Raw genomic sequence first — 6,469 nt, forward strand, 5'->3', positions numbered from 1 at the left:
CTTGTCTGAGAGTCCCCTTAACGAGCACGGCGAGTCCTCTCGGCCCGGCGCGGTAACGAGCACGGCGAGTCCCCTCGGCCCGGCGCGGCCGCCCCACGCGGCACGGCCGCTCAGCGGTTCCGCAGCTCCCGCCACTCCGGCGCCAGGACCGACCAGACCTCCATGTCGTGGCGTACTCCCCGGTAGGGGAACGCGTCCCGCAGCACGCCCTCCCGCGTCATCCCGATCCGCTTGGCGACATTGAGGCTCGCGGTGTTCCCCGAGGCCGCCATCCACTCGACGCGGTGGATTCCCCGGTCGATCACGGCCCAGTCGATCAGTACCCGGACCGCACGGGTGACGAGCCCCTTGCCCACGGCGGCCGGTTCGAGCCAGCAGCCGACCTCGCAGTACTCCAGTGCGGCGTCGAAGACCCGGAAGAGCACCCCGCCGACCAGCGTCCCGTCCATCCAGATGCCGTAGATCCGCCCGCCGCCGGCCGCCTGCTTCTCCGCGTAGGAGTGCAGGAAGGCCCGGGCCGAATCGAGGTCCTTCGCCGCGTCGGCGAGGGCGATGAACTCACCGATGAACTCACGCCCGCGGTCCATGTGCGCGAGGAACTCCTCGGCCTGCCACGGCTCCAGGGGGCGCAACTCCGCCGTCTCGTCGCCCAGGGGTATCGCGAACATCGGAGCTCCTTCGGCCCGTCATGGCACGAGCTGCCCGTCCTGGCTCGTGCGCTGCCCTGGGATCCTCGCATGCGAACGGATGTCGGGGGCTTCGATGCTGATCCTCGGCAGCCGGCGGTCGAGCCAGCCGGGCAGCCACCAGTTGGCGCCGCCGAGCAGGTGCATCAGGGCGGGCACCAGCAGGGTGCGCAGGACGAAGGCGTCCAGGGCGACGGCCGCCGCGAGTGCGATGCCGAACATCGCGATGACCCGGTCCCCGCTGAGGACGAACGCGAGGAAGACGGAGATCATGATGACGGCCGCGGAGTTGATCACCCGGCTGGTCTCGGCGAGCCCGACGCGCACGGCCCGGCAGTTGTCGCCGGTCTCCAGCCACTCCTCGTACATCCGGCTGACCAGGAAGACCTGGTAGTCCATCGAGAGTCCGAAGAGCACCGAGACCATGATGACCGGCAGGAACGGCTCGATCGGGCCCGCTCGGCCGAGCCCCAGGAGCTCGCTGCCCCAGCCCCACTGGAAGACGGCGACGACGATGCCGAAGGACGAGGCGACGGCTGCCACGTTCATCACCGCGGCCTTCAGCGGGATGCCGACCGAGCGGAACGCCAGCAGCAGAAGCAGACAGCCGAGTGCGATGACCACGCCCACGAAGAGGGGCAGTTTGCCGACGATGATGTCGGCGAAGTCGTCGTAGCTCGCGGTGACTCCGCCGACGTACACGTCCAGCGACGTGCCCTCGGTGGCGGCCGGCAGGACGTCGTCGCGCAGCCGGTCCACGAGTTCGCTGGTGGCCTTCGACTGGGGCGCGGACTCCGGTACGACGGGGAGCAGGGCCGTGTCGCCGCTGCCGTTGTACGTCACGGGACCGGCCGACGCGACGCCCTCCGTACCCCGCAGGGTGCCGGCCAGGGTGTTCATCGCGAGCCGGTCGTCGGCGCTGTCGAGTCGGGCGACGAGGGTGAGGGGTCCGTTGACGCCTGCCCCGAACCCGTCGGCCAGCAGGTCGTACGCCTGCCGGGTGGTCGCGGTGGAGGCGTTGTTGCCCTGGTCCGAGGTGCCGAGATGGAGCGAGAGCGTCGGCACGGCGAGGACCAGCATGACGACGGCCGCGATGCCTCCCAGCAGCTTGGGCCGGCGTTCCACGAACGCGGACCAGCGGGCGGCGAACCCGGAGGGCCGTTCTCGCCGGGGGCCGCGCCTGGCCAGTCGGCGCCGCTCGCTTGCGCCGAGCGCGCGCATGCCGATGAAGGACAGCAGGGCGGGCAGCAGGGTCACCGAGGCGGCGACGGTCAGCACGACCGTGAGGCATGCGGCGATCGCCACGCCGTTGAGGAAGTCGAGCCGCAGGATGAGCATGCCGAGCAGGGCGATGCAGACGGTGGCGCCGGCGAAGACGACGGCCCGGCCGGTGGTGGCGACGGCGTTACCGGCGGCCTCCGCGACGGGCAGCCCGCGGCGCAGGCCCGTGCGGTGTCTGGTGACGATGAACAGCGCGTAGTCGATGCCGACGCCCAGCCCGATGAGCAGACCGAGCATGGGCGCGAAGTCGGCGACCGTCATCACATGCCCGAGCAGGACGATGCCCGCGTACGCCGTGCCGACGGAGACCAGCGCGGTGGCGATCGGCAGCAGGCAGGCGGCGAACGAGCCGAAGGCGAGGAACAGGACGACGGCCGCGACGGCCACCCCGACGGCCTCGGCGACATGCCCCGGGGACGCCGACTCCGTCAGCACGACCGCGCTGCCGCCGAGCGCGACCCGGACCGTGTCCGTCTCGGCGGCTTCGGCGGCGGCGACGACCGCTTCGATCTGCGGCAGCGGGATGTCGTCCGCCTTCTGCGTGAAGGTGACGGTGGCGAAGGCGGTGCGTCCGTCCTCGCTGGTCTGCCCGACGCCCTCGGGTCCGTACGGGCCGGTGACGGTGGCGACTCCGTCGAGTCCGGCGACCTCACCGAGCATCCGGGACATGCGCTGCCGGACCTCGGCGGCCCGGACGCTGCCGTCCTCGGTGTGCCAGACGATGGTGTCGGAGTCGCCGCCCCGGCCGGGGAAGCCGGCGTCGAGCAGGGCCGTGGCGCGGCCCGACTCGGTGCCGGGGACGTCGTAGTCGTTGGAGTACGCGGACCCCGCGAAGCCCGCGGCTGCGGCGACGCCTCCGAGGGTGAACAGCCACAGGAGCACGGCGACGAGCCGGTGCGTGACGCACCAACGGGCAATGGCTGCCAACGAACTGCTCCCCGGATGGTTCGTGGATCTTTGTCCGGGAACAGCCCGCAAAGAACTCATGACCTACAAGGCAACACTCTGACAGCCGATCGTGATCCTTTGCCCCTTTCGTGGGCTTACTCACAGGTGCGTGCGCTCACCCCGACACGCTCGCACGGCCGTTCTCGACATGACCGGTCAACCGGCGGCGGAACGCGGGCTCGCGGTCGGCCGTCACCTCGACGTCGTACCAGCCGTGCGCGTCGGCCGCCGAGTGGACGACGGTGCGGCTGCGTCCGGGCTTCACCGTGATGGAGCGGGTCCAGTCGTCGAGGTCGGCCTCGTCGACATAGGCCAGCGGCCGGACGGTGAACGTGACGGTCCTGAGGCCCTCGTTGCGCAGCACGAGATGGAGGTCTCGGTCATGGTGGTCGACCCGTGTGGTGAGCGCGGCGGAGCCCCTGGCGGTGCCGGCGAACTCACGGCGGAAGCCGTTGGGTCCGGTGATCGTGAAGCGGTAGGTGTCCCCGGCGAGAGGGACCGTCCAGTGCGCCCTGCCCCGAACGTCCTTGTGCTGCGGGACGGGGAACTCGCCGGCGTACGGATACAGCGCGAAGTGCGCGCTCGACCGGCCGCTGTTGCCGAGCGCGACCGTGAACGAGCTCCCGGTGACCCGGCCGTGGGCATCGGGCTGGTAGGGCAGCGGCCGTGCGGGCCGGCTGCCCGGCTCCTGCTCCGGCATCCGCTGGACCTGCGGCGGCTTCGGCTGCCAGCGGCCGCTGAACGCCGGAATGGCCCCGGGCTGTTCGACGTCCGGCTGCGGCCTGCCCCGGCGGAAGTCGAACGCGGAGGTGAGGTCGCCGGTGACCGTGCGGCGCCAGGCGCCGATGTTGGGCTCCCGTACGCCCGTCCACTCCTCCAGGAAACGGATCACGGAGGTGTGGTCGAAGACCTCGGAGCAGACGTAGCCGCCGACGGACCACGGCGAGACGACGAGCATCGGCACCCGGATGCCGAGGCCGGTGGGCTTGCCCTGCCACTGCTCCTCGGCGACCTCGGGGGGCGCGACGGGCGGCGGCACATGGTCGAAGAAGCCGTCGTTCTCGTCGTAGTTGATGAGCAGGGCGGTGTGCCGCCACACCTCGGGATGCCTGCCGAGGGCGTCCAGGATCTTGTAGACGATCGTGGCGCTGTGGATGGGCGAGGAGACGCTCGGATGCTCGGAGTCGACCGCGGAGGGGACGAGGTAGGACACTTCGGGCAGTGTGCCCGCGGCGACGTCTCGTGCGAACTCCTCGGCGAGGGTGCCCGTCGGCACGCGCCGCAGCCCGCGCTCGAAGAGCCGGCGCTCGGTGCGGGAGAGCGTGGCGACGCCTTCCTCCAGCAGGCCCAGCAGCCGTTCGCGTTCGGCGGTGTCGTCGGTGTTCTCGGTCTCGCGGACGGCCGCGTAGAACGACTCCATGAAGGTGTGGCCGCCGGTCCGGGCGAGCGCCTTGCGGGCCACGGCCTTGAAGGTGGTGAAGAACTCCAGCTGGTTGTCGGTGAAGTTCTCCCACTCGGTGTACGTCTTCCAGCTGCGCCCGGCCCGTTCCAGACGTTCGGCGTACGTGCCCCAGTCGTATCCGGGGTGGGTGCCCTCGTCGTAGGCGTCGTTGTCGACGGCCCGCGTGCCGTCCCCCTCGAAGCCGGTCTTCCCGCTCCACAGGTGGTTGCGGTTGGGGCTCGTGGAGGTGTGGATGGAGGAGTGGTAGGCGTCGCAGATGGTGAAGGTGTCGGCGAGCTCGTAGTGCAGCGGGATGTCGCGCCGGTCGTAGTAGGCCATCGTGGCGGCCGACTTGGCGGAGACCCAGTTGTTCATCCAGCCGCCGCCCCAGGCCCTGGCGCCGCCGCTCCAGGAGTGGTCGAGCGCGCCGATGTACTGGAGGTCCTTCTGCTGCGCCTCGGCGGCGTCGCGCACCGGGAAGGGCAGCACGGCGCTGCCGTCCGGTCCCGGCTGCTCGAAGACGGACCCGCCGGTGGGCAGCTCGACGGCGTTGCGGTCGCCGAAGCCGCGGACGCCGCGGAGCGCGCCGAAGTAGTGGTCGAAGGACCGGTTCTCCTGCATCAGCACGACGACATGCCTGATCGCCCGCATCCCGCCGGAGGGGGGCTCGGCGGCCAGCGCCGCCTGCAAGGACGGAGGCAGCAACGACCCGGCCGCCGCGGCGCCGATGGCGCCCCCGCCGAGTGCGAGCAGACGCCGCCGTGACATGTCCGTGGTCAAGTGATCCTCCTGATTCCGGTGCTGCGGGGACCGTAATCGGGTCGGATGACCTGGGGAAGACCCGCGGACGGCGCCGTGGTGAACGGTCCCGAGCCGGCCCTCCCTCTGCCGACGGGCCGCGCCCGCCCGCTCGGCACCACGAATTCTCGCCAGGTACGCGGGACCGCGATCCGGCTGCGCCGGGCTCTGCGGCCCTTCCCGGCCGGGCGGGACACGGCCGTGACCTGTACGCCTGCGTCCGGCCGGTGTCCCGGGGGCGAATCCGCGCCGTCCGGAAACCGTAAATCCCCCCGCGCACCCCCGGTGTTGTCGGCGGCGACTGGCACGATGGACGGCATGGAGACCACGGGGACCAATCAGCCGATCCTGACGCCCTGCGAAGCCGCGGACTTCGCGCTGGCGCTGCACGACGCGCCCGCGGGGCACATCGGCCGCGTTCCCGTGCCCGTGCTCGCCCACCACCCGAGCGCCTCGCTGCGGGAGCGGCGGGAGACGTTCCGGGAGGTGTACGACACGATCGTGGCCCGGATCGGGGAGCCCACGCTCTACGGCGGCTCGGCCGACGGACCCAACATCCGCTGGCGGGACGCCGCGAGGACGGTCCTCCTCTCGGCGACCCGGCACCACGCCGAGCTGTCGGTCCACCCCACGGAATACCTGGAGAGCGAGGAGCGCCGCACCTTCGAGTGGGGCGGCGCCTGGTCGGCCGGCGAGCAGCACGACTTCGACCTGCTGCCGTACATCTGGCAGCTGGACCGCAGTGGACCCGGCGAGCGTCCGGTGGAGCGGCCCGGCGGGCGGATGGCCTCCAGCCTCGAACACTTCGAGAGTGCCCTGGGACTGCTGCTGACCGCCTGGATCGAGCAGCTCTCCGTACAGGTCGGCGGTGACTGGGCGGGGTTCTCCCTGACCAGCGGCGCCGACCGCGGCCGCCAGCTCCAGATCTCCTACTCGCTGCCGGACGGGCTGCATGTCTCGGTCGACGACCGGGACGGGGAGGACAGCCCGGAGCGGGCCCGGCTGATGTTCTCCCGTGGCTGGCACTCCCGCGACCGCGGCTGGTGGCAGGCGGAGTTCCCGCAGCCCGAGCGGCCCGAGGCGGCGGAGGCCGCGCGGCTCGCGCTCGCGGAGCTGCGGGCCCGGGGCACACAGCGGCCGAACGAACTGCGGGCCCGGGACGCCAGTTGCAAGGACCGCGGCGAGCTGCTGCTGCCGGGCCTGGGCATACGCAACTGACCCGGGGCAGCTGACGACCGCGGTGCTCCGCGCCGGCGGCGGATACGCCGAGGCGGCCCGCACCGTTCGGTGCGGCCCGCCTCGGACCGTGCGGGAG

4 protein-coding genes are annotated in these 6,469 nt (G+C 71.8%); 1 reads left to right on the plus strand and 3 read right to left on the minus strand.

Annotated elements, in window-relative coordinates; all coding sequences use genetic code 11:
* Positions 1–110 precede the first annotated feature (110 nt).
* The 3 genes from ACFWU3_RS31855 to ACFWU3_RS31865 all read right to left on the minus strand — a co-directional run bounded on the left by ACFWU3_RS31855 (position 111) and on the right by ACFWU3_RS31865 (position 5,136).
* Positions 111–668, minus strand: a complete 558-nt coding sequence (locus tag ACFWU3_RS31855; protein WP_384444511.1) for a GNAT family N-acetyltransferase — start codon at positions 666–668, stop codon at positions 111–113.
* A gap of 18 nt (positions 669–686) precedes the next feature.
* Positions 687–2,894 carry an MMPL family transporter gene (locus ACFWU3_RS31860; RefSeq protein WP_384444512.1) on the minus strand — a complete coding sequence of 736 codons (2,208 nt, stop codon included), beginning with the start codon at positions 2,892–2,894 and terminating at the stop codon, positions 687–689.
* 136 nt (positions 2,895–3,030) lie between these two features.
* Positions 3,031–5,136, minus strand: a complete 2,106-nt coding sequence (locus ACFWU3_RS31865) for a phosphocholine-specific phospholipase C (protein ID WP_384444513.1) — start codon at positions 5,134–5,136, stop codon at positions 3,031–3,033.
* A 336-nt stretch (positions 5,137–5,472) separates the two neighbouring features.
* On the opposite strand from ACFWU3_RS31865, the gene ACFWU3_RS31870 reads away from it, so the two are divergent.
* Positions 5,473–6,372, plus strand: coding sequence for a hypothetical protein (locus tag ACFWU3_RS31870; RefSeq protein WP_384444514.1), 900 nt, complete (start codon positions 5,473–5,475; stop codon positions 6,370–6,372).
* Positions 6,373–6,469: the final 97 nt, after the last annotated feature.

Source organism: Streptomyces sp. NPDC058685, assembly GCF_042714725.1.
In the GTDB taxonomy this organism is placed as follows: Bacteria; Actinomycetota; Actinomycetes; order Streptomycetales; family Streptomycetaceae; genus Streptomyces.